The 24,891-nt window shown below is 32.0% G+C and carries 23 protein-coding genes and 1 CRISPR repeat array; of the genes, 2 read left to right on the top strand and 21 right to left on the bottom strand.

All coding sequences use genetic code 11. The annotated features are described in order from the left end of the window. Positions 1-3 precede the first annotated feature (3 nt). The 7 genes from DWV06_RS17185 to DWV06_RS17155 form a co-directional block, all read right to left on the bottom strand. Positions 4-666 (bottom strand): DUF4176 domain-containing protein, encoded by a 663-nt coding sequence (locus DWV06_RS17185; protein WP_115483435.1) that lies wholly within the window; start codon positions 664-666, stop codon positions 4-6. A gap of 23 nt (positions 667-689) precedes the next feature. Then, positions 690-905: a hypothetical protein gene (locus DWV06_RS17180; RefSeq protein ID WP_115483434.1), complete on the bottom strand. Its 216-nt coding sequence runs from the start codon at positions 903-905 to the stop codon at positions 690-692. A 308-nt stretch (positions 906-1,213) separates the two neighbouring features. Next, positions 1,214-1,975: a CRISPR direct-repeat array (repeat unit 36 nt; unit sequence GTTTGACTACCATATGAATTTACACCATTCTCAAAC). 81 nt (positions 1,976-2,056) lie between these two features. Further along, positions 2,057-2,728 (bottom strand): type II-A CRISPR-associated protein Csn2, encoded by a 672-nt coding sequence (gene csn2, locus DWV06_RS17175; protein WP_115483433.1) that lies wholly within the window; start codon positions 2,726-2,728, stop codon positions 2,057-2,059. Further along, complete coding sequence (gene cas2, locus DWV06_RS17170; RefSeq protein ID WP_115483432.1) at positions 2,725-3,030, bottom strand: CRISPR-associated endonuclease Cas2; 306 nt, start codon at positions 3,028-3,030, stop codon at positions 2,725-2,727. Before cas2 ends, csn2 begins: the two co-directional genes overlap by 4 nt. A 4-nt stretch (positions 3,031-3,034) precedes the next feature. Then, the gene (gene cas1, locus DWV06_RS17165) at positions 3,035-3,910 is read right to left on the bottom strand and encodes a type II CRISPR-associated endonuclease Cas1 (protein ID WP_115483431.1); all 876 of its coding nucleotides are present in this window, start codon (positions 3,908-3,910) and stop codon (positions 3,035-3,037) included. Further along, positions 3,907-7,992, bottom strand: a complete 4,086-nt coding sequence (cas9, locus tag DWV06_RS17160; RefSeq protein WP_235828993.1) for a type II CRISPR RNA-guided endonuclease Cas9 — start codon at positions 7,990-7,992, stop codon at positions 3,907-3,909. The genes cas1 and cas9 overlap by 4 nt, the downstream gene beginning before the upstream one ends. Before the next feature lie 517 nt (positions 7,993-8,509). Continuing rightward, positions 8,510-9,142, bottom strand: coding sequence for a Crp/Fnr family transcriptional regulator (locus tag DWV06_RS17155; protein WP_115483430.1), 633 nt, complete (start codon positions 9,140-9,142; stop codon positions 8,510-8,512). Positions 9,143-9,366: 224 nt separating this feature from the next. On the opposite strand from DWV06_RS17155, the gene DWV06_RS17150 reads away from it, so the two are divergent. Beyond that, positions 9,367-9,852: a permease gene (locus DWV06_RS17150; RefSeq protein ID WP_115483429.1), complete on the top strand. Its 486-nt coding sequence runs from the start codon at positions 9,367-9,369 to the stop codon at positions 9,850-9,852. Next, positions 9,849-10,568 carry a permease gene (locus DWV06_RS17145; RefSeq protein ID WP_115483428.1) on the top strand — a complete coding sequence of 240 codons (720 nt, stop codon included), beginning with the start codon at positions 9,849-9,851 and terminating at the stop codon, positions 10,566-10,568. Before DWV06_RS17150 ends, DWV06_RS17145 begins: the two co-directional genes overlap by 4 nt. 264 nt (positions 10,569-10,832) lie before the next feature. On the opposite strand, the gene DWV06_RS17140 is transcribed toward DWV06_RS17145, so the two are convergent. The 14 genes from DWV06_RS17140 to DWV06_RS17075 all read right to left on the bottom strand — a co-directional run bounded on the left by DWV06_RS17140 (position 10,833) and on the right by DWV06_RS17075 (position 24,773). Next, a complete protein-coding gene (locus DWV06_RS17140; protein ID WP_115483427.1) occupies positions 10,833-11,318 on the bottom strand; it encodes a hypothetical protein in 486 nt (161 codons plus the stop codon). Positions 11,319-11,412: 94 nt separating this feature from the next. Next, positions 11,413-12,639, bottom strand: coding sequence for a thiamine pyridinylase (gene bcmE / locus DWV06_RS17135; protein WP_115483426.1), 1,227 nt, complete (start codon positions 12,637-12,639; stop codon positions 11,413-11,415). 17 nt (positions 12,640-12,656) lie between these two features. Beyond that, positions 12,657-13,418, bottom strand: a complete 762-nt coding sequence (locus DWV06_RS17130) for a class I SAM-dependent methyltransferase (RefSeq protein WP_115483425.1) — start codon at positions 13,416-13,418, stop codon at positions 12,657-12,659. A 2-nt stretch (positions 13,419-13,420) separates the two neighbouring features. Next, a complete protein-coding gene (locus tag DWV06_RS17125; RefSeq protein WP_115483424.1) occupies positions 13,421-14,407 on the bottom strand; it encodes a thymidylate synthase in 987 nt (328 codons plus the stop codon). Beyond that, the gene (locus tag DWV06_RS17120; protein ID WP_115483423.1) at positions 14,397-14,861 is read right to left on the bottom strand and encodes a nucleoside 2-deoxyribosyltransferase; all 465 of its coding nucleotides are present in this window, start codon (positions 14,859-14,861) and stop codon (positions 14,397-14,399) included. The genes DWV06_RS17125 and DWV06_RS17120 overlap by 11 nt, the downstream gene beginning before the upstream one ends. A gap of 123 nt (positions 14,862-14,984) precedes the next feature. Next, positions 14,985-16,298 carry an ABC transporter substrate-binding protein gene (locus DWV06_RS17115; protein WP_235828992.1) on the bottom strand — a complete coding sequence of 438 codons (1,314 nt, stop codon included), beginning with the start codon at positions 16,296-16,298 and terminating at the stop codon, positions 14,985-14,987. Beyond that, entirely contained in the window at positions 16,291-16,971 is a 681-nt protein-coding gene (locus DWV06_RS17110) for a response regulator transcription factor (RefSeq protein WP_115483422.1), read from the bottom strand. Before DWV06_RS17110 ends, DWV06_RS17115 begins: the two co-directional genes overlap by 8 nt. Continuing rightward, positions 16,964-18,292, bottom strand: a complete 1,329-nt coding sequence (locus DWV06_RS17105; protein ID WP_115483421.1) for a sensor histidine kinase — start codon at positions 18,290-18,292, stop codon at positions 16,964-16,966. Before DWV06_RS17105 ends, DWV06_RS17110 begins: the two co-directional genes overlap by 8 nt. A gap of 161 nt (positions 18,293-18,453) precedes the next feature. After that, positions 18,454-19,416 (bottom strand): ABC transporter permease, encoded by a 963-nt coding sequence (locus tag DWV06_RS17100; RefSeq protein ID WP_408608169.1) that lies wholly within the window; start codon positions 19,414-19,416, stop codon positions 18,454-18,456. Positions 19,417-19,436: 20 nt separating this feature from the next. After that, positions 19,437-20,930 carry a sugar ABC transporter ATP-binding protein gene (locus DWV06_RS17095; RefSeq protein WP_115483419.1) on the bottom strand — a complete coding sequence of 498 codons (1,494 nt, stop codon included), beginning with the start codon at positions 20,928-20,930 and terminating at the stop codon, positions 19,437-19,439. A 76-nt stretch (positions 20,931-21,006) separates the two neighbouring features. Beyond that, the gene (locus DWV06_RS17090; protein WP_205027781.1) at positions 21,007-22,020 is read right to left on the bottom strand and encodes a sugar ABC transporter substrate-binding protein; all 1,014 of its coding nucleotides are present in this window, start codon (positions 22,018-22,020) and stop codon (positions 21,007-21,009) included. A gap of 155 nt (positions 22,021-22,175) precedes the next feature. Next, the gene (locus tag DWV06_RS17085) at positions 22,176-23,183 is read right to left on the bottom strand and encodes an ABC transporter substrate-binding protein (RefSeq protein ID WP_115483418.1); all 1,008 of its coding nucleotides are present in this window, start codon (positions 23,181-23,183) and stop codon (positions 22,176-22,178) included. Between the two features lie 27 nt (positions 23,184-23,210). Further along, a complete protein-coding gene (locus DWV06_RS17080) occupies positions 23,211-24,017 on the bottom strand; it encodes an ABC transporter permease (protein ID WP_115483417.1) in 807 nt (268 codons plus the stop codon). After that, entirely contained in the window at positions 24,018-24,773 is a 756-nt protein-coding gene (locus DWV06_RS17075; protein ID WP_331463344.1) for an ABC transporter ATP-binding protein, read from the bottom strand. Positions 24,774-24,891 lie beyond the last annotated feature (118 nt).

Raw genomic sequence — 24,891 nt, 5'->3', positions numbered from 1 at the left:
CCCCTATTCCTCTTTTTTCCCTTCTTGTATCTTATAAGTTTCTCCTGCCTCAAAACTATTTCTGTTCTGTTCCAATAAAAGCCCTCGTTTTATAAGATAGACAAAAGCTTCTTCCTCCTGATCCGAAAATCCTTTAAAAACTACTTTACTAATTAATTCACCAGTAAATTGAATACAATCTTTTCCCCCAAATGCTCCTATCGGATAGATTACCCCGGCATATGTAAAGTAAGTGTCACTACCTTCATTCAACAAAAACCGATGGATGATATTGACTCTTATTTTGTCCACCTTTTCAATTCCGGGGAAATTTTGAAATTTGTCCTTCTTTAAATCTACAACACTTCCGACCGGTAAAATCTCTTCTTTCAGATCTTTCATGTCTCTTACAAGTTTCCGAAGCTTGTCCTGCTCTATCCGCAATTCTTTATCAGAAAAGGTAAGCACCATACATTGATTATCTGATCTTGTACAAGTAATATTTTTATGGGAAAACACAGATTCATTCCCCTTTAAAAACTCATAGAACTCAATAAGAGCTTCCCTTTCTTTTAAACGGTTTTCAAATAATTCTTTCATCAATTCTTTCTGTTCAGATACTTCCTGTTTTTCCAAAACGTCACGGAATAATTCCTGTTCTATTTCCTTCTTTTCTTCCTGTTTCATAATGATAACTCCCTTTATTATCTTTAGATTCCTGACTCATTCATATCACTGATTAGTTGATTACAATGACTATCAATTGCATTTTTTACTTGTTCCAGTTCGTCGTCAAACTCGGTATTTTCAAAGTCCATATCTGCAAAATCATCTTTATAATCCGTCTGTATTTTACCTACTTGTTGGATCCAGCTGTTTAGCAAAAGTTTCGCTGCACCCTGTTCAATAATTTTAAAATCACTCATTTTGAATCTCCCTTACTCTTTATCAGATCTTTCATCAAAAAAAGCATAGCTATTACGGCTATGCACAAATCTTTAAATGAAATAAATATTTACTCTTTCAAACTTTTCTAACAATTTATGCACCCCTACATAAATGCTATTATAACAGAGTTTCCGATTTCTTCCAGAATAAAATTTTAATACTTTCATATTTCATATTTAGATTCTTTAAAACCTTTTTATCCTAAAAGCAAAGTTTAGATCATAATAACTACAATTGAATTTGTACCATTCTCAAACACAAGAGGGGGGACTGCATATATGAAAAATGTTGACTACTATATGAATTTACACCATTCTCAAACTGATTGAGTGTTGTCAGCTTCGCTGTCAATGTTTGACTACCATATGAATTTACACCATTCTCAAACACAAAATGCAGTGGACTATTATTTTTCGCAGTTTGACTACCATATGAATTTACACCATTCTCAAACTTCTAACATAATTTCTAATACATCTAACAAGTTTGACTACCATATGAATTTACACCATTCTCAAACGCAATGGTAGGCGGTCATCCTAGATTTGCAGTTTGACTACCATATGAATTTACACCATTCTCAAACGATGGCTATATAGATGTAACAGCTAAGAAGGTTTGACTACCATATGAATTTACACCATTCTCAAACAGCAAGAGACCAAAATAACAACATATTAGAGTTTGACTACCATATGAATTTACACCATTCTCAAACGAGTTCCAACTGTTTGTCATGGCCTTCCTTGTTTGACTACCATATGAATTTACACCATTCTCAAACACGAGTTATTGTGACTGAACAAAGAATAAAGTTTGACTACCATATGAATTTACACCATTCTCAAACCGAGTTCACTAGTTGTATAAGCATTTCTGTGTTTGACTACCATATGAATTTACACCATTCTCAAACTGTATTACGCTAAATAAAGGTGTTACACTTGTTTGACTACCATATGAATTTACACCATTCTCAAACTCGTTCATTGCCCATGCAATCGCTAGTGTAGTTTGACTACCATATGAATTTACACCATTCTCAAACCTCAAATCGGCAACAGTGCCACCACAACACCGTAAATTCATATAGCAATTACTAACATTATTTCATAAAAAATAAATTCTTTCAATATATTTCACATAAATCTTTATCTATAATATATCTTACTTCATTATTTAAACTTGAAGATAAATGACTTTCTAAGATAATAAGATTCAATTTTTGATAAGCTGCTTCTCTATATAATTGTTCTAACTCATTTATGGATAAATATGCTTTTATATTTACCAAAACTACAATTTTTTTTCCTAAAATCTGTTGCATTATCTTTATATAATCAATAATTCGCTCAACAAGACTTTCTTGGACTTCTTCAAACTTAACATTTAATAATTTAAAAAGAGCATTAGGCTCCATATCTGCTTTGTAAGTCAATGGATATGAAATAGTATCAATGACCTTTTGAATATATTGAAAAATATCTGCATAGATAGAATTATTTTCTAAAAGAAGTTCTGTATTTATAATTTCTTCCTTCAACCTGCTATACAATTTTGTAATAATATTTTTCTGATTAAAATCCAACTCTAAAGGATTGATAATACAAAATATATTATCCTCAATTTTTAACACTTTCCCTTCCTGCGACAATACAAACCTTCCTTCATTCCCTTCAGATTGTTTTAATAATTCTAAAATAATCTTAGAAAAAATAATTGGATTTTCAATAATTAATAGATTTACTTTGCTTTCTTCCAATTCTAATTGAAAAGAAAAATCTGATGATACTAACTTCATATTACCACTAACCTTTCATCACTGTCTAAAACTTCTGATTTAAAATTGCCTGTAATCATTTCAATTTTAGAGAATTGCTTTTCTGTAATTGTTAAGATTTGAACAAGTCCTTCTAGCGGTTTATTTTTCTTCACATTAGTCACAATAGCGGAGGACACTGTAGTATTTAATGCCAATTTACAATATACCGATTCCTGCATCATAAGAAATCCACTTTTCAGCAGAAATTTACGAAACTTCGTATATTCTCTTTTTTCACTAGCTGTTAAAGTTGGTAAATCAAAGAAAACCATTACTCTCATATATCTATAACTCATTTCTATAAAACCTTATCAATGAAATATCATTTTCATTTAACGCATCAAAAATACTTCTACAATAAATTTTAATTGCATTATTAATATAATTACGTTTTCCATCAATAAATACTTCTTGATTCAATAAATCAACAATTTGCATTTTTTCTTCATTCTCAAATTTATCCGGTCTCATCAATAACACCATTTTATCCACCAAAATCCGATATGGTTCCATTAAATCAGAACCTAAATTAAATTGATTAAACATATTATTATGAAAAAGTCCTAATTGTGTAATATAGCCATTCGCAACTATTTCTCTGTTAAATGTTGACAAAATAATTCCATATCCATAATTAAGTGCTGCATTTAAAGGAATATCCAATGTTCTAGTAAATTCCATACCAAATAAAGCATTAAAATAAACTTTAGCTGCATGTCCTTCTCTATTTGTGGTATCACCTATTTCTACTTGCTTAATATACTGTTTTAATAAATTGTGCTCGTCTTTTCCTTGAAATTCAAGCAATTCTTGTTGTTTCCTAATTTTTTCAGTTACTATTTCAGTCCAGACTAGTTTTTTTATAGCGTCATCCCACTCAATTTGTTTTCGCACTTTCATACTTGTATCATGACTTCCATAATATGAAATTAATTCTGAACAAGGATTACGTTTTTCATCGCAGAAAATAACTTTAACTTTTCTTTTATTTAACTCACATAATAAACTTACCGTAATTGATACAGCTGTTGATTCAATTAACAGCACAGATATTTCACTTAAATGAATTTTCGTAGTAACTTCTTCTTTCCGTATTACAATATAATCCATTTTAAAGTCTAATTTTGCACGATTTGAAATTACTACAATCCGCCAGCTCATACCGTTAGCAGGTCGATTTCCTGCTCAAAAATTCCAGTTGGAGATTGATTTATCAATCTAACCATATTACAATTTGATATTTTTTTACTTGTTTTCATTCCACCTGCATTTGAATCTCCTCCAATTGATTTCAAATTAGCTTTTGTTTCAGGTTTGCATGCAAATAACTTCATTATTTCTCCTATTACTATACACTGTTCTTCTAATGATAACTTAATAAATGTCTCTCTCCCTTTCTCCAATTTTTCAATCTGTCCCGCTGGTCGATATTTATATATAGTATATTTATGCTTTTGAATCAGCATATCATAAATTAATATATTCTTTTCAAAATGAATTTTATCAAATTCAGAAATCATTAAATTTTTTCTTTTATCTTTTCGTTTTGAATTTTTTTCTAAATATTTATATACTTGTTTAAGATATTTAGTATTGTCCTCATCCAAACATAATTGAACTGCACCCTGAAAAATTAATTGGGATCCTGTACTTCCTTTTAAATGCATTGGAAAACCATTCATAACTATATAAGAATTTTTCTTTATTTTGGGAATAATAATTTTTGGTTCCTGTAATTTAAATTCCTCTCTGCAATAATTCAGCAATTTTTCAATATCTTTCTCAAATTCTACTGCTAAATAAAGCGGAACAGTCTCTATCGTTCTTTGAATATTTCCTCTTTTATCTAAAGATTCCACAAGCATAAAGTATTTATTTGTCTTTGTTTTATATCCACCATATATATTTACCTTTAATCGATTATCCTTTTTTATCTGCACAGTAGCACCTTTCAATTTTCCTACCATTTGTTGATTAAACAAACCACCATTTTGACCACTTTTCACAGATAACGCATGTCTGGTAAACAATATATTATTTTTCTTCATTGTTTTTCTAACAAGAGATATCGTCCCGTCTTTTCCTCGTTTCCAGGCTAATTTTTCTTTATCCATAACATCATAAGAAAACATTTTATTTAAACTATATTTTTTATCTTTACTAAATTTTAGCCATTTAAGCGGATTAGACGTGAATTTTGTATGATATACGTTACCTACAACAATATTTAAATATGCATCTTTAGCATGATGATAATCATTAATATCACGTACTTTTAACATATCTAACTCATCTTTCCTGAAATCAGATACTGCCTTCGCTTTTACATATACTATTTCAGCAGTACTATATAAACTTTTTAATAAAGAAGCTGTCACTTTTGTTGCTTGTCTTGTTTCAACTAGCTGTCTATTAATGAATCCAGCCAGTTCTTCATCTGTAAGATTCGTTTTCCGAGTTAATCGATTATATTTTTCTTCTGTAATAAGACCTTTATGTTTTAACTGCCTCCAAAATGGTTCCATTTTCTGCTGGATTTCCAATGGTACAATATCAATATCTTTTTGCCAATTTGCTGTTTTATCTACTAATACCAGATTATTTTGGATACTATCATCTTTCGTCTTTGATTGTGGATAAATATGATCTTTATCATACGTAGTTTTATTATATAACTCATCTAAAGTAATCGACTTTCCCGTATACATACATTTTCCCATTTGAGTATAGTATAGATATAATTTTCTATCCTGAAAATCTCTTTCTTCTCTTTGTTCCAGTTCTTTTATCCATTCTCTTTCTTCATTTTTACAATTTTTATATAATTCAATTAATTTATCCTTTCTAGAAACAGTCCTTTTCTTCTCTTCCGTCCCTCTTGCCATTTCTATAAAAATCTTGGTAGGTTCTTTACCACAAACTTTTTTTATTTCTTCCATAACTCGAACAGCTTGCCATAAAGACCTTTTTACCTTAGGCGATATATACAAATCTCTAATCATAGTTTCATACGAAATAAGTTCAGTTATATTCTGTTCTTTTGCGTTTAACTCTTCTATTTTTACACAATAAGTATAATTTAAGCTCAAAAGTTCCATTAAATTATCATTCGTATTACGTAATGCCTGAATTAAAGTCTGCACTACTCCAGTACGTCTATCCATTCCTTCTACTTCTTGCAAAAATTCCCTAGAAAGCCTACCCCATCCATTATATTTAAGTTTGCATATATTTTTAATCTGCGAATCTGATAATTCTTTTCTATATATATTTTTTATTTTTCTTTGTAAAAGTTCTCTATCATCTCCAAATAAAGTAATCCACAATATAATTTGTTCTATCATAACTTGAATTGACTTATTTTTAATAGAATTTCCAAATATTTCTGTTTTCCCAAAATCAATATATGAAGTTAAAGATGCTTTAAAATCACCATCAAAGCCTGTTAATTCATCATCTTTAAATTCACAACCTTCTGAACGTAAGTAATCTCTTAACTTTTTTCTTGTAACTTTTTTATTCTTTTTAAATACATCTTCAAATACTTTTATCTTCAATTCAATAGGAAGTTTTTCCTGTCTAATCTTTACATTATTTAGCTCATTCCAAACCATAAACTCCATATATAATAATGAATACTTAGGAATAACATCTTTATTTACTAAATAGGTACATTTATTTGTCATTCTTTCAATAAATGCTTCCGCTGAAGATTCAATATCAACTTTTCTTTCAAAATTCCAAGGTAATATTCTTCCTGGGTCTTTTCTTACAATCCAGCAATTACTTCCCTGATTTTTATGAAAATCATTTAATGGCCCGACATAATATGGTATTCTAAACTTAAAAATTTTAATTATTTTCTCTTTAACAGTAATACCTTCATCATCTATTTCATTTAAAAACGGAAGATACGTTGATGCATTTTCTAGAATTATTTCAAGTTCCATTTTATGAACCTGATAAGGTATCACTCCATTCTCTCGGTTAACCTGTAGTCTTAAAAATTCTCCATGTATCATCTTTTCTTCAATTTCTTTTATTGAATTATCATCTATATTTATTTTTTTTAATATCCCTTTAATATAACCGTAAAATTCTTCTTTTTTGCATCTTTTTACACTTTGCTTCTTTCCATTCTTCTTATTCATTCCAATATATGCACAATAATTTGCATTTTCTTCGTTACTACTAAACACTTTCTTATAATCTTCTGATGAACAATTCTCTCTAATTACTTTTTTTAATAATTTTAAATCTTTTTTATGATCATCATATAACTTTACTTTTGCTACAGATAAATAGCATTTCCCATCCACTTCTCCGCCTTCGAGAATTTCCGAAAGTATTGCCCAATCATATATAGCTTTTAACTTGTCCAATAAATAAACTTTATCTTGCAATTCATCTTCTAAAAACTCTCTCTGCTTTTCATAGTCTGCCTCTGCAAAACTAATTTTTTCTATTTCATAATTTTTTAATTCATTATCTTGAAATACTTCTGATAATTTACCTTTTAAACCAGCTAAGAGACCAAAGATTGCTTTTAACTGAATATCAGCTTTGCCAACCGAAAACAAATTTATTAGTTTCAACTTTTTTTCCGTACTATTTATATTATGACTTTTTAACACATTTTCTACTTCAATAATTGAATTACATTCTAATCTAATATCATATTCGTCTTCTAAATATTGTATTAATTGTTTGAATACATTTTCAAAAGAAGTTATATTCCCTAAATTTCCTTCAAAAAGAAAATGCCCCCTGTGTTTTACTATATGGTGTAATGCCAGATATACCAATCTGACATCATAGTTCTTTTGGTTATTCACTAAAAGAGATTTTCTCAGATGATAGATTGTTGGATAACTCTCATGATATTTCTTATCATTAAAATCAGCTTCATAAAATAACGTATTGGTTTGCTTTTCCTCTTTATCACCCTTTAAAAATTTACTATCTTTTAATCTTTGATAAAAACCTGGATCCACTTCACTTATTTCTTCTGCAAATAATTCCTGTAATAATTGAATTCTTTGTATTTTTCTTTGCCCACGTCTTCTCGTTGTTCTATGTAATCTTCTATCCTCTGCTGTATCCGCTTTATCAAATAAACGAATTCCCCACAACGATTTTCCATTCTTCTTTAAAAGATTATAGTTCTCATCTGTCACAGCCCAACCAATAGACTCCGTTCCTATATCCAACCCAACATAATAATCTTTGGACACACTTTTCATAAGATAATCTCTCCTTCTAAACTTCTTTATTCCTTGTTGACATTAAAAAATAAATAGTGTAATATTAAATTGACTCAAATGATTGACTACCATATGAGTTTACACCATAAGTTCAAATAAAAATTTATTCAAATCGCTTTTATAGCTTCCACGTGTGTGGATTTAAAACTTGCAAATGCAAGTTTTTTTATATTCTTATTATATATTATTTATTGTCCAATAATCTGTACTAATCTATTAAAATAAATACTACTCTTTTTATTATAAATAGTCAACACTATTCATATTTCAGAATTTAAGTTTTTAATAAGTTGTGAAATATTCGTTCTATTAACATACTCTATTATTATTTAATTCTTTCTGTTCTACTTTATTACCAAACATTTTATCAATTACTTATTTGCTTGGAATTATAAAAATTGCATCATAAAAAAACGCTTTAGATTTGTTTGAACATTCAAATAAAAGCATAGCTTTTACGGCTATGCACAAATATTCATACTTATATATCTCTTATTTATATTATATCATTTTCTTCATTGATTACTATTTTCTTATTATGCACTTCGATTTCTCCATTATCTTTCATCTTTTTCAGTTCTCTAAAAAGCGAAGGCCGCTGAACGCCAAAATAATCAGCTAATTGCTTTTTACTTATCGGTAATGTTATTGTTTTTGATTTTTGTTCCAGCGATAATGCCAAAAAGTAATCCATTATATTTTCTCTCAAAGATTTCTGCGTATACATAACTATTTTTCTGTTCATTCCCTGAGAGTTTTGAGAAATACTTTTTATGAAATTTATCGTAAAATTATAGTCTTTTAACAGTATTTCTATCTGGGACTTCGAAACGTGTAAAAGCTCACAATTTTCTGTACAGTAAATATTCATTGGATAATGATTTGCAGTGCCAAACAAAAGATTGGCACCAATGATACTGCCTTTATTAAAATTAAAAACAACATTTTCGGAGCCATTTTGCGATAACGAATACGCAACCAGATTCCCCGAAATTACAATATCCATGTTAATACATTTATCGCCTTGATTATATATCGTTTCATTTTTAGAATACTTTTTTATCGTAAATTTAATTTTATTTATTATTGATTCATCAATGTCCTTAAAAAACGGAATATTTTTAATCATCACTTTTATCACCCAAATTTATTATAGCAAAAAGAAACCTATGTGTCTATCTGTGGTGAGTAATTTGCTTTATTATTAATTTAAATAGTAACCGTTCAGCCATGTAATTCATAATTTGCCGGAATATACAAATTTCCCTTGGTGCAAGCACTCAGGTTCAGATTTTAACAACATTTCTGCAGGACTGAACAGTAACTTCAAATAAGATAAAAGGAGTAAATTTTATGGATATTTTTACAATTGCTATTTGGGTATTAACCGTAGGACTATTAATTTTTTCTTTTATAAAAAATAAAAGAAAAACAAAAGATGCTTTGAAGAGAGCATTTTTTATGGGCAGAGGAATGGCTCTTTCCATTTTTGCAGTTATTTTCGCAATTGGAATCATTCTAGCTGTTTTACCACCTGATAAAATATCTGAAATTATCGGGAAACAAAATTTATTTGTAGCAACGATTGCTGCTGCTGTTTTTGGAACAATTACCTTAATTCCTGCATTTATCGCGTTTCCTTTAATTGGCACACTTGCCGGAGCTGGGGTTGGTATCATGCCTTCTGTTGCATTTTTAACGACTCTTACAATGGTCGGTGTCGCAACATTTCCGCTTGAAAAAAAAGAGTTTGGAACAAAATTTGCGGTTACGAGAAATGTACTTAGCTTTTTATTTGCAATTGTTATTGCTATTATTATGGGGGTAATTTTAAAATGAATAAACTTATAAATTTTATAAAAGGGAATTTATTTATGGTCATAGTTGTACTTGCATATATAATTCTAACAATCGTCAATCCACAATTAGGATTACAAGGAATTAAAAACAGCAAATATTACATTATTGAAATGTTAATGATCATGCCTGTTATCTTTGTTTTAACAGCACTGCTTGATACTTGGATTCCTAAAGAAACAATTATGAAATTTTTAGGTAAAGATGCCAAAATCAAAGGCGTTATTTTATCCTTTTTATTCGGTAGTGTTTCTGCCGGTCCTATTTATGCTGCTTTCCCATTCTGTGTAATGCTGCATAAAAAAGGGGCATCCATTAAGAATATTATTATTATTTTAAGTTCATGGGCAGTTATAAAAATCCCAATGCTTTTGAATGAAGCCAAATTTTTAGGTCCTAAGTTTATGATGATTCGTTGGATATTAACAATAATAGCTATTTTAATATTTTCTTGGATTGGATCAAAGATTATAAAAGACGAAGATCTACCACAAGAGAACGAAGAAGAAAAAGCAGAAATTTATATTAATGAAAAAGCCTGCATGGGTTGTACCGTCTGTACAAAAAAATATCCTGAGCTTTTTATAATGGATGGTAAAAAAGCAAGCTTAAAAAAATATGTTATTTATGATTCAGAGCGTTTAAGAGATACTGTCATGTCCTGTCCTGTGAAGGCTATCCAATTAAATAATATCTGATTTCTCCTGAAAACAGACAAAAGTTAAGCCTTGAGACTTCATACTCTCAAGGCTTATTCTGACTTGCTTACTATTTTTTATCTTATACTTCATTTAATCGCTTTTATTACTTTTCAAACTTCTGAAACCTCATAGTTTTTGATTCACTATTACGTTCCTACTCAGCATACAATACCTTCGAACGAAGTTTTATAATATGCTCAAGTTTTTCAAAGACGTTGATACATATCACCTCCAAGATTTCATATATTTACGATTGCTCTATCAATACTCTATATCTATCAAAGTTCTATTCTCCTGTTTAATATGATATCCATTAATAATTCCAGTAAACCATATCACATATAAAATAGTAATACATATAGCTAAAAGACTAAAAACAATACCATAATAATTTCTATTTCTAATTGAATCATCTAAAAGAATAAAATATATTGATATAAACCCATATCCTACAATTTTAATTAATTTAGTTAGAAAATTATTCTTTTTTTTATATAAAAAGTCTTTTAGATGCAACTCTACTTCTCTTAAATAAAATAGACCTGTTATACCAGATAGTAAGTTAAGAATTGTAACAATAAAAATAACAAAAGCAATAATCATTGGTATTATAACAATCAACGCTACATTATTTTCACTGCTATCTAAAACAATATTATTTACTGAAAATTCAAATGCATTTTTAAGACAAAAAATATCTATAATGCTAATAGTAATTATCAAACAAAATAATAATGATTTTTTCATGTTTCCTCCATTTAAGTATCGAATAAATAGTTAATTACCTTACTATTTTTACATGTTTTGTATTGCAATGTCAATCCTTACCATTGTATAAATTTCAATTTACATGTTCTTCCAAATACTTCTTTACAAGCGGTTTCGCCTGCAACATCCATTCTCTGATATTCGCACCGACTCTAAAAAGTTTATTTTTTGCATCCGTTGCTATATCCTGTAATTTTCCATAAATAGGATACTTCGTTTTCATAGAATTGTAGACAGATTTTCTAGCCGGCAATAAGTATTGTGGGTACGAATTCTTTTTATCAGGCAAAAGTGATGCTTTCATCGTACGGCAAGAAGTCATAACATTAACTAATTTAATTGCAGTTTCCTGCTTTTCTTTTTCACTGACAGCCTTATTAATACCTACTACATCTCCATAAAAAAGAGGGATATTTGAATTTTCAGATAAAGATAGTGTCTTAAAATTTACTTGGTCGGCAAATCCTTCCATCTTTGACATAGCTTCTGTATAACCGAGATACGCTTTTCCATGACCTTCTTCAAACCACTTTGCACGAATATAGGCATCACTATTATCGGGCCAATAATTGGCTTGTTCTACACCGGCCATTCGCTGAAGAAGTACAAGACTATTTAATGCATCTGTATTCAAATCCGGTAACTCAGGAAGTGTAGCATAATCCGTATAATTTTGGTTTCTATCAATTAGAGCATCTAAAAACATACATACCTTTGATGTGCCCCCGGACATGTCAATCAAAAGCCCTTCATCAGCCTCCGGTATTAATCCTGTAGATTGGCGTGCTCCAATAGCCTGATACAATTCAGGTACGGTCGATACATGATCTAATGTATTATCCCCAGCCCTTGTATATAGCAGATTTGTACAAACGATTTGTGGAATTGCGTAAATTTTACCATTTACTGTGCATCCATCTAAGGCAAAGGGGAGGATATCCGATCTATTCTCAATGACATTTGGATCTAAAGGTGTTAGATATTCTTTCTCTACAAAATGAGAAAGATAAATCGCATCAAAAACAAATACATCTAAATTTTGAGGCGGGTCAGATTCATAACAATCCCAGCTTACAAAATTCAAATCTACTTGCGGTTCTACTTTTTTCCACTTTTCTTCTAATGCATTTTTAAACCGCTCCAAATCTGGTACATAACCATACAATGCAACATTTAAATTGCTTTTTTTGTTTTCTTCATCCGCAGAACATTGCGTGCTAAAATAGCATAGCCCCCCAAATATTACCAGCACACAAATAATAATTGATATCCTCCTTCTATTTAAAAATTTACCCTTCATAGTTTTTCCCTCCTTTATCATTTTTTAACTGCATCAAATATAATGAACGGTGCCTGCTCTTTTTCGTCTTTCCACTCCTTTACATTATATATTTTTTCTGCTTCTTTTCTGGATTCTTCAGATAAAGCATCTATCGTAGGTTCAAAAATTGTAATATTTTTAAAACCTGCTTTATTCAAAAATGATAAATAAAATTCCCTGGACCAAAAATAATCATCTAATATCAGATCATCACTGCCTGGTATATGTAAATATTGTTGTTTCTTATCTCCATCCTTATATTTAAAGTTCTTCAACCCATTTTGAAATGTTGTGAATTCATATCCTATCGCTTCAGGATTAGAGTCTAGAATAAATAATGTGCCATTTTTCTTTAAAACTCGGAACACTTCCTTTGCAACCTTAAGAATACGTTCCTTATTGGAATTATTAATAAAAACAAAACATATAATCGCACAATCTATTGAGCTGTCTTCTAAAAATGAAAGATCATCATTTGCAATGCATTGATAATGAATATTTTCTTTTGCACGCTCATTTTGCGCAATATTCAGCATTCCTTCTGACTCATCCACAGCTATAACAGAATATTCTTCTTTAATTCCAGCTAATCTGTAAGAGACCTTTCCCGGACCACACCCATAATCAAGAATTGTTTTTATACTTCTGTCTTTCTGAATTTGATCAAACAATGTTTGAAACCCTAAGATGTTCTCTAACATATCATTATATTCATTAAATTTCTTGGTGATTTCTGTTTCTTTCCATGATGTTCCCATTTTCATGCCTCCTTAAGCATTTCACTCCATCTGTTTTTTACAAAATGCTGATAAACAGGATATAGATACTTGTATAAATGAAACTCAATTTTATTGTTATAATATATTCCCTGATAGATTGAAAAAAGAAGCAATAACTGCTTCCAATAATTATCAATTCCAATCTTATTTAACTTTTCTATACTTAATTCTATTTTCTTATTTCTTAAAAGTTCTTCATATTCCAATACAACTTTTAAATCATCCCAATTATTCTTATGAGGCATAGTTGGAAAACAAAACTTTGAAACAGTATCATGAATACTATCTACCAATATTCTTTCTACGTGTTGGTTATCAGGTTCATAAACGTGGGTAGTTGCAATATTATGGTAGTATCTTCCTACCTTTAGCCCCATCTGAGTCGCCAGCATTTCCTGAATAAATGTAAATGAAAAAACGTCACTTACAATTCCTCTGTAAGCATCATTTGCTCTCATATATCCGCAAGTATATAATGCGTTTTTTCTCTGAAAGAATTGAAGTCCGATGGTGCAGGATACATCAATATTGGTCAGATGCAAATCTTCGTTTGCATCAAATATTTGCACAAAACCTCTTTTTGTATCCGGATCTTCTTTAAAAATATCAATCAGTCTGTTCCACTGATTGATTGCATTTGATCCAAAAGTAAAAATTTTAGGTCCATATGCAGTACCTTTCAAAGTTTTACCATCTGCTGAATATTTTTTCATATTACTTGCATAGTAATCAATAAATTCAAGACTGTTGCTTCCCGACAAATACCAAATAGCCTCTGCAAAATTAAAAATTATATTTTCTTTTCTGGCCGGTAAATAGCATACACGCTCAATGGGATTTTCAATTTCAATCGTACAGTTCAATCGTTCTCTGCTTTTATAACCCCGTGGACTATTCTCGAACTCCGGATTACAATAAGTCTCACGCAGATTTTCAATATATGCTTCCTCAAAGTTTTTATATTTCATTGGCTCCCATCTCCTTCAGAAATACATCTAATTCTTCCAAATAATCTTTTTTCTCCCTATAAACAATATATTTGACATCCAATACACTATGTAGCCCTCTTACTAAATAGGCATAATATTCTTCGTTTTCAAAAAGCAGCAAAACTATTTTCTTTTTAAATGCTGATGCCCATCCAATTTCTATATGCGTGCCTGGTGAAGCAGGTATACCCGGAAAAGCAACAAATATATCACAATTTTTAATTTCTTCATAATCAATTTTCGTACATTGTTCCGGAGTCATAAATTCTTTTCCCCAAGCTTCTCGCTGATGAGCATTATGGACAACATGACCCCTTTTTTCAAAAAAGTGAATTAACTCTGTTATCTTGCTTTTGGTACCTGATTCTAATAATGAAGTGTCGTGATTAACCAGACCTTTAAATGGCGCAGCTAAAAAAATTTTTTTACTCATATTGATACACCTCCATTTTTTTTAATTCTAACATAAGTTAATTCTTAATTTCCTTGTTTGTCATTTTTCCCTATAATATTGTAATTATTTCATAAAAATGGAGTGTTTTTTATACTTTTTAAACTATTTTTTCAAAAATTTGTCGATTTCCCATTGTATCGCCATTAAAGAACTTCTTTTATTATCATCCGACTGTAGAATCTGATCTATTTGATTCTCTACCATAATCTTAGTTGTTTTATATTTCGGAAATTTTGGAACTGTCCGGGCATGTTCAATAATCCTGCTCAGCAATACATTATCTATAATTCTTGCTCCTTTCTCTACTTCTTTTTTCAATTCTTCATTAACTACTTCAGATTCTGTCACTTCCTTTAAGACAGAAGCCCCTTGCGAATAGCGGTAAATATCTAATTGTGTTTGAGGGTTATAGGTCAAATATTTGATAAATTTCCAAGCCAGCTGTTCTTTGGTCGTCCTGGCACTGATTCCAATCTGAAGAGTACTGATCTGAGAAATATTATCTCCCTTCGGACCTGCCGGCATTGTAATACAATCCCATTCAAAATTCGAATATTTTTTTACTTTTAATGGATAATCCTGATAGCTCCTAAACTCAGAAAAGGGAAAAGGTCTGAAAGCTACCTTGCCAGAATCAAATTCTTCGGATGTTACTTGATGATTCTGATTCAACTGATTTAACTTGTATACAAATTTGACAGCTTCTACAACATTATCTGATCCTACATAACATTTACTTCCTTTATCCTGAAACAACTTCCCTCCATTGGCAAAAACTGCGTTTTCCCAGGAATAGTCATAGGAGCCAAATTGGTCGACTACACCATCTGCATCTGTATCCTTTGTCACCTTTTCACAGATTTCATAAAACTTATCCCAGGTCCAATCTCTGTCCGGAATTTCTATGCCTTCTGACTTCAATAAGGTTTTATTGGCAAACATAAGTACAGGAACGGTTTCATAAGGCAGTGCATACTGGCTCTCCTCATACCGCCCTTCTCCCAAGACAGAAGAATAGAAAGCTTCTTTTTTGAACCCTTTATCGTTGTTTATAAACTTATCTAAATTTTTCAATACACCAATCGAAGAAAATGTAATAAAATCATCTTCCAATACCATAAAAACATCTGGTTCTTTCCCCAATAACAACTGCTTAGAAAACCATTCCGAATAATCTTCTTTCAAAATCCCCGATGAATAATGAATTTTCACTCCGGGATTTTCCTTCTCAAAGCGCTTAATTGCCGAATCAATAATTGCATAGCAGTTACCATTCGGAACCTCCCAATTACTGCCTGCAAACATGCCAAACTCAAGTGTTACTGTTTCTTTTTCTTTATTCATAAAAATCAGAAACACAATAATAAATCCCACTACTGCAAGAAAGAGGAGTTTTATCCTATGTACTTTAATCATCTTCCTCCTCCTTATCCTGCACGCATAAACCTGTCTGTACCGCCCAAATAGCTAATTGGGTTCTATCTCTAAATTCCAATTTATTCAAACTCTGGCTTAAATAATTTCTAACAGTACCTTCTGAAAGCATAAGTTTTTGTGAAATTTCTTTATTTGACAATCCGTATCCTACCTGACAAATGATCTTCCATTCTGTTTTACTAAGCTGAGAAGTCTTCATATGGTCTACCCCCATAGAATAATCTGCTTTTGCCATCTTGGAGAACCAGTGCAGAACCCTGCTTGCTACATCTGTATTTATCATGGACCCGCCATTGTACACAGTATAAACAGCCTGTACGATCTCATTCATTTTGACTCCCTTTAACAGATACCCGCTGGCTCCATGTTTCAGTGCATTGTAAACATATTCATCATCATCAAACGTAGTCAGAATAATAATTTTTATTTCGGGATAATTTTCTTTTATGATTTGAGTGCAATGCACTCCATCCATTTCAGGCATCCTTACATCCATGAGAATAACATCAGGCTTGCTCTTTCTAACACTTTTAATTACTTCTCTTCCATTTTCAACTGCTTCAGTCACCTCAATATCTACTTTTCCTTCTAATACAAATTTAAGACTATGACGAATTAACTCCTGATCATCTGCAACTAATACTTTAATCATAATTTTCTCCCCACCTTATTGGAATATTTACACTGATTTTAAATCCATCTGTTCCATCATAATTAGTACTGCCACGAAGCATCTCTACTCGTTCTTGAATATGTCTTGTACCAAATCCCGGTTTTATCTTTTTACACCCCCTGCCATTATCTTTTATTATTAATTCCAACATTTCATTTTTTTTGGAAATTTGGATTCTAATTACAGTAGCCTTTCCATGACGAATTGCATTGGTAATTCCTTCTTGAACCACCCGGTAAATTGTTTCCTCTTCATCTGCACTGAATTTTAAGTTTTCTATCGTTGATTCATAAAATATCTGCAAATGAGATACCGAAGTAATATCCTCTATCAATTTTTGAATAGCATTCTGCAAACTATATCGTTCTAATGCATCGGCTCTCAACTCATTCACAGACCTGCGCACATCTTTTATCCCTTGTCTGGCTACCTCTCCTATCACGGAAAGTTGATTCTTCGCCATCAAAGGATCTTCTTCTATCATTTCAACACAGGCATCTAACCCCGCAGAAATCCCGGTAAGGGCATGACCTAACGTATCATGGATTTCCCTGGCCAACCGGTTTCTTTCTCTTGTCTCTCCCAGCTTTTCTGTTTGTATTGCGTAATCTTTCAGTTGTACATTTGCAATTTTTAGTTCCGTATTGGCTTTGGTTATTTCCTGATATAACTCTTTTACTTTATTATTTTCCTCCAATTGTTCTAACATTAGAAATATAATAAAGATAATAAAAATAATAATATTGATCGATATAATAATATTTTTCAAACCTAATAAATACATTTGCACCGATGAATCATAATATCTGATATAGTCATTGATCGAGCACATTCGATACCGGATAGAAAGAAAGTCATAGTCTGCCAGCACAAAAATAATTACAGCTATGATCAAAGCCCATAGCATCCCTTTTTGTTCACGAAGGTTCATAATCACATTCGCGATTACTAATAACATAATTCCATTATAACTCATATTGAGAACTCTCATTATAATAATCGCAAATACAACATCAAAGAGAAAGAAATAAAATGGAATAAATGAGCTGTTACACTTCTTTTTTAATCGTTCCCTGACCCAAAATGATATAGCCCAAATCAGGTAACCTCCTGCAGATATACAAAAAATCCATTCTCGTTTCAAAGGAACCGCATGAATCCTATTGATAAATTCCTCTGCTTGAAAACTTTCACAAATTTTTCCGGTCGTTATGTAAATGATTATGGCAAGAACTAAAACAATAACAAAATTAATTACAATCATTAATAACCTTATAAATTCAAGTTTTTTGTTTTGCATACCTTATACCTCTTTCGTTGTAAACATGCTCTCTTTTGTGTCTTACCTCTATTTTAATATAGATAAGACCTTAAGATAAAGAGAAATAATAATAAAAACGAAAAAATTTACAATTGATATCATTTAAGACAGACATCAAAATCTGATGTCTGCCTTACTTTTTATTGCTTCTTTGTTTTCTTTTTTAATAAATCAATATACACAGCTAATAATATGACTAAGCCTTTTGCAATCAACTGCCAAAAAGAATTTACATTCAAAAGGTTTAATCCATTATTCAAAACACCAATGATAAACACTCCGATTAAGGTTCCTCCAATTTTTCCAATACCTCCTGAAAAGCTAGTCCCTCCAAGAACTACCGCAGCTATCGCATCCATCTCTGCTCCATCTCCTGCCGTCGGCTGCCCGGAGTACATTCTTGCACATATTACGATTCCACTCACCGATGCCAAAAATCCTATTAAAGTATATGTAATCACCTTGACACGACCTATATTAATTCCTGAAAACCGCGCAGCATCTTCATTTCCACCTACTGCATATACATATTTTCCATATCTTGTCTTCCCTAAAAGCAAAGCGGTAAAGACAAAGAACACACCTGTATATATGACCGGTAATGGAATGATACCCAGATATCCTATTCCGATATTATTATATTCCGGGACCATGACCCGGATCGGCATACCGTTCGTATATACATAAGCAGCACCACGGGCTATCTGCATCATAGCCAATGTTACAATAAAAGGGGGCATTTGTGTTTTCGCTATAATGAATCCATTGATAAAACCTAATAAAGTACCAGCTAAGATTCCACACAATACAGCCAGGGGCACAGGAACTCCAGAATTGGCAATAAGCCCCGCACATAAGGTACCTGAAAACGCAAGAATCGAACCTACAGATAAATCAATTCCACATAGTATAATAGCAAATGTCATACCAAATGCCAGATTTGCATTTGTCGTAACCTGCCTAAGTACATTACTAATATTGTTACCGGTCAAAAATACAGAAGACCGTAAAGACATAAATACACACATAATTAATAAGCCGATAAGTATTCCTGCATTCTCTCTAAAATATTGAATCATACTCTCGATTAAGTTTTTTCTAATTACTGATTTTTTTTCCATGATTAATTTCCTCCTGTTGCAAAATACATGAGTTTTTCCTGCGCCAATTCACTTTTCGGCAATTCTCCTGTCACTCTGCCTTCGTTCATAACAATAGCCCGGTCGCTCATATTAATTATCTCCGGAAGTTCAGAAGAAATCATAATGATTCCTACTCCTTGTTCAGCAAGCATACTCATGATTCTATATATTTCCACTTTGGCTCCTACATCAACTCCTCTCGTAGGTTCGTCTAAAATAAGAACTTTGGGGTTCGTTGCAAGCCACTTTGCAATTACAATTTTCTGTTGGTTTCCGCCGCTTAGGTTTTTTGCAATGGTCAAAGGGCTTGGAGTCTTAATACCTAACATTTGTATGTATTTATTCACAATACCATCTCTGGCTTTTCTGTTAGTAAAACAACCCTTCATAATTTCTTTTAAAATCGTTAATGTTGCATTGTATTCAACACTTCGTATTAATATCAGACCTTGCTCTTTTCTGTTTTCCGGTACCAGTCCAATTCCGTACCTCATAGCATCCTTGACATTTTTTATTTTAACTTTCTTTCCATCTATATAAATCTCACCGCTCTCATAAGCATCAATTCCAAAAATAGCCCGTACCGTTTCCGTCCTTCCTGCACCTACCAGACCTGCAATTCCCAAAATTTCTCCTTTTCTGACCGAAAAAGAAACATCTTTTACTTTATTTTTTACAACTAAGTTCTTTACTTGGAATACAACTTCACCAAACTCAGATTTGCTTTTTATAAATAATTCATCTAATTTCCGACCTACCATCATAGAAATCAGTTCATCTTTCGTTGTTTTACATGTGTTTTTCGTCCCAACATAAGTACCATCTCGAATGATCGTAATACGATCTGTAATTTCGAAAATCTCTTCCAGTCGATGGGATATATAAATAATAGAAATCTGCTTTTTTCTTAGTTCCTCTATCGTCTTAAATAACATCTTAACTTCTTTTTCAGTCAAAGATGCTGTTGGCTCATCCATAACCAAAATTTTTGCATTTACAGTTAATGCTTTCGCAATCTCTACCACCTGCTGCTGTGCGATGCTAAGCTCTGAAACTTTGGTATTTCCCGATATCATTAACCCTAAAGACTCCAATACTTTCTCTGCTTTTATTTTTAATTCACCTGTATTTACAAAACATGAATGACCATAAACACTTTCTCTGCCCAAATACATATTTTCTGCAACTGACATTTCAGGTACCAGACATAATTCTTGATGAATCACGCTGATTCCTTGTTCCTGAGAATCTGTAACCCCTGTCATTTGATGTTCTTTTCCACTTATATATATTTTTCCGGCATCTGCTTTATATATCCCTCCTAAGATTTTAATCAGTGTAGATTTTCCTGCACCGTTTTCTCCTAACAACGCATGTATTTCACCTTTTTTCAATTCAAAATGAATGTCTTTTAAAGCATATACACCAGAGAATTGTTTATGAATTCCTTCCATCTTTAATATAGTATCTACCATTTCTTTGAACCCCCTTTACAATTTTGGAAAATGCACGCCCGAAAGCGCGCATTCCAAAATTTGCTCTATTCTGATTTTATTGCCATCCATCTGTTCCATATTCATCCACATTATCTTTTGTAATTAAAACAACAGGAACTGAAATGTTTTTTTCAACTGTTTTGCCTTCCAAAAAGGCATAAGCTGTTTGAGCTGCTGTAGTTCCGATTCCAATAGGAGATTGTGCCGCTGTAGCAGTTAAAACACCATCTTTCACCATTTTTTTTGCATCCGGAGAACCATCTACGCCGTATAGCAATACGTCTTTATCTCTGCCGGCTGCCTGTAATGCAGCTAATGCACCTAAAGCAGTAGGATCATTTAATGCCATGACTACATTTATCTCGGGCTGTGCCTGGATGATATTTTCCATGACCGGCATTGCCTGCTCCAATTGACCTTCTGAAGATTGCTTTGCTACAATTTCATATTCAGATTTTCCTTCAATGGTATCAATAAAACTCTGGGTTCTGTCAATCGCTGACTTAGCAGTTGGGTGCTCCAAAACTGTGATCTTGGCGGACTTTAATTTCTTCATCATATCTTTTGCACATTGAACTCCTGCATCATAATTATCAGATGCGATAATACTTGTCACCAATTCTTCATCATAGACCGGAGCATCTACATTAAATACAGGTATTCCGGCTTCTTTGCAAGCATCTAATGCCGGCTTTATTCCTTTCCAATCTACCGGATTCAAGAATATTGCATCAACCCCCTGTGTAATCAGATCTTCTATCTGACTAATCTGCTTTTCTTGGTCTAAGGCAGGATCTAGTGTTATTAGTTTGTCACCATTTTCCTCAACAACAGATTTAATACCATCGTTTAATGCTACAAAAAACGGATTATTCATTGTCATATAAGTAGCACCAAACACCTTTTTCCCACCTTCTGATTTCACTTGTTCTTTTGACTGCTCTGTTCCTGTACCAGTCGATTCTTTTGTTGTTTGCTCCTTCGTTCCCTGACTGGAACCACAACCTGCAAAAGTTGCTGCTGCCATTACGATTGCAGTGAAAAAAGCAATTCCTCGTTTCATCTTCATTTTCCTTGTCCTCCCAACAAATTATTTACCTTCTTGGTATATCTTAAGTTTATTTTCTTTCACATTTAAAATCCACTATACTTTGTAATAAATATTTCATTACAAATGTCACATTTTCTAAAATCATCCCTGTTTTCTCCTTTTAATTTTCCCGTTTATCTTTCCTTCACAACTTTTTCAGAAAAGGAGTTATTTACAACTTCTTCATATGGCACCTTCTGTTTCAATTCTTCTGCCTGCGTCATTACTTCTTGTAATAATTCAAATGAATCCTTTTTTAAAATTGGATCTTGACTCCATACTCCAATATTCTTATATCTTTGTATAACCGTCTTTAATAAATCAAAATCTGTTTCCGGAAAAGCAGGTGTCACTACTTCTGCAATTTCCTCAGCATCATTCGCTTCCACCCATTTCTGACCTTTATAAAGTGCTTTCGTAAATCTTAATATTAATTCTTGATTCTTTTTTATAAAACTTTTCTTTGCAAAGTAAGCAGTATATGATATATCACCACATTCGGCACCAATTGAAGATACGATATGACCCTTTCCTTCTTTTTCTAACATCGATGCTGTCGGCTCGAACAAGGTAACATAGTCACCGGTACCACTGGTAAAAGCACCTGCCATTAAAGAAAATTGTATGCTGTCATTAAATTTAACATCTTTTGATGGTTCTAAGCCATTTTTACGAAGTACATACTGTAAAGTCATATAAGGGACTCCACCTTTTCTTCCGGGCAATATCGTCTTATCGCGTACCTTTTCCCATGAAAAATCTAGATCCTGTTGACGGGATACTAGAAATGAACCATCACGCTGCGTTAACTGTGCAAATACTTCTGTATAGTCTTCTTTTCCTTCATTATATACGTAAATAGAAGCTTCCGGACCTGCTAATCCAATATCTACATTATTCGATAAAATTGCTGACATGACCTTATCGGCTCCCTGCCCATTCGAAAGTTCCACTTTTATTCCTTCTTCTTCAAAATAGCCTAGATTAATAGCTGCATATTGTGGTGCATAAAAAATAGAATGTGTTACTTCACATAGAGTTAACACATCTTTTTTACCCTGTTTTGCACTACAACTATTCAAAGGCGGGATAATTATGAATAAAATCAAAGTAATCGTATAAAACTTCAAATTTTTTTTCATTGTCTTAACTCCTTGCTATATATAATTTTAATGTCCGTATTTTTTCATTACCACTCTTTGTAATAGTGCAACTGCTTCATACATAAGAGCTGCAACAATAGCCAATATGATAACACTCGTCATAACCAAATCGAGTTGAAAGACCTGGCCCCCATAAACAATTAAATATCCTAATCCTGCTTTAGAGACAAGAAATTCACCGGCAATGACACCGACTAAGGATAGTCCAATATTTATTTTTAATGAATTAAATAAAGTTGCAATATTATAGGGAAATACAATCTTCCTAAAGATTTGAAACTTTGTTGCATCAAAGGTCTGTGCCATCTTTATATACTCTTTGTCTGTATTTTGAAAACCATTTAGCATCTCTAAAACAGTAACAATTAATGAAATTGCAAGTGCCATAAAAATAATGGCTTGCGTGCCTGCACCTACAATGATTATAATAACCGGACCAAGGGCTATTTTGGGTAAACTGTTCAATACTACAAGATAAGGTTCACTTATCTTCGAAATAGTACTGCTCCACCACAAAACAAATGCCAATGCCGTTCCTAAAATCACTCCCAAAATAAATCCTGCTAAAGTTTCATAAACGGTTATACCAATATGCTTTTGCAAGTCATTTTGAGCCATGTTAAGACACGTTTTCCATATCCGTGATGGCTGGCTCAAAACAAAGCTATCTATGATCCCTGCTTGGGCTAAAATTTCCCAAAGTAACAAAAAGCAGACCAGAATTCCAATCTGCCATGCAAGAATCTTTTCTTTTTGACGTTTTATTCGTTTTAAATATTTTATCCTTTCTATCGATATTTGTGGATTATCCATCTAACTTAACTCCTTCCAAATACAATCAAAATACTCACTAAACTTTGGAGTTTTTCTACAATTTAATGGAGTTCTATTCTCTAATCCGAATTCAATCGGAATGATATCCTTGATCACAGCAGGTCTATAACTGAGTATCACTACTCTGTCTGCCATGCTGATACCTTCAGGAATATCATGAGTGACCATTAATGTTGTAACTCGTTCTTGCTTTAAAATCTGATAGATATCATTCGTTACGGTTAATCTAGTTTGGTAATCTAATGCCGAAAAGGCTTCATCTAACAGCAAAATATCAGGATTAATTGCTAATGTTCTGATCAATGCAACTCTCTGCCTCATACCTCCTGATAATTGTGAAGGGTATTTCTCCTTAAAATCATACAATTCATACGTCTTTAATAATTGATTGACACGTTGTTTATTTTCTGATGTTAAATTATTCTGAATTTCAATGCCTAAAACTACATTATTATAAATCGTTCTCCATTCCAGCAAATTGTCTTTTTGAAGCATATAACCTATACGGTTGGAAATTCCCTCTATTTTCTCTCCATTTACAACAATTTCTCCCGATGTTGGCTTCATTAGACCCGCAATAATAGAAAGCAGTGTGGATTTCCCACACCCGCTAGGACCAACAATACTTATAAATTCGCCTTTTTCTACAGAAAAATCAATATATTTTAATGCAGTTATCTCACCATTTTCTGCCTGATATTTTTTTTGTATTCTGTTTACATCGAGAACTGCCAAGTAATCCACCTCATTAATTTTAGAATATCTCTACTTTATTTTATGTCATGCAAATTGATTCTGTGCAGACACTTGAACTCACTTCCTATATAACTCCAAAAAACGGCAGACAAGAATA

Origin of the sequence: Anaerosacchariphilus polymeriproducens (assembly GCF_003363435.1) — a bacterium.
In the GTDB taxonomy this organism is placed as follows: domain Bacteria; phylum Bacillota; class Clostridia; order Lachnospirales; family Lachnospiraceae; genus Anaerosacchariphilus; species Anaerosacchariphilus polymeriproducens.
Note: the sequence above shows the minus strand (reverse complement) of the source record. Positions and strands in the feature narration are given on the sequence as shown.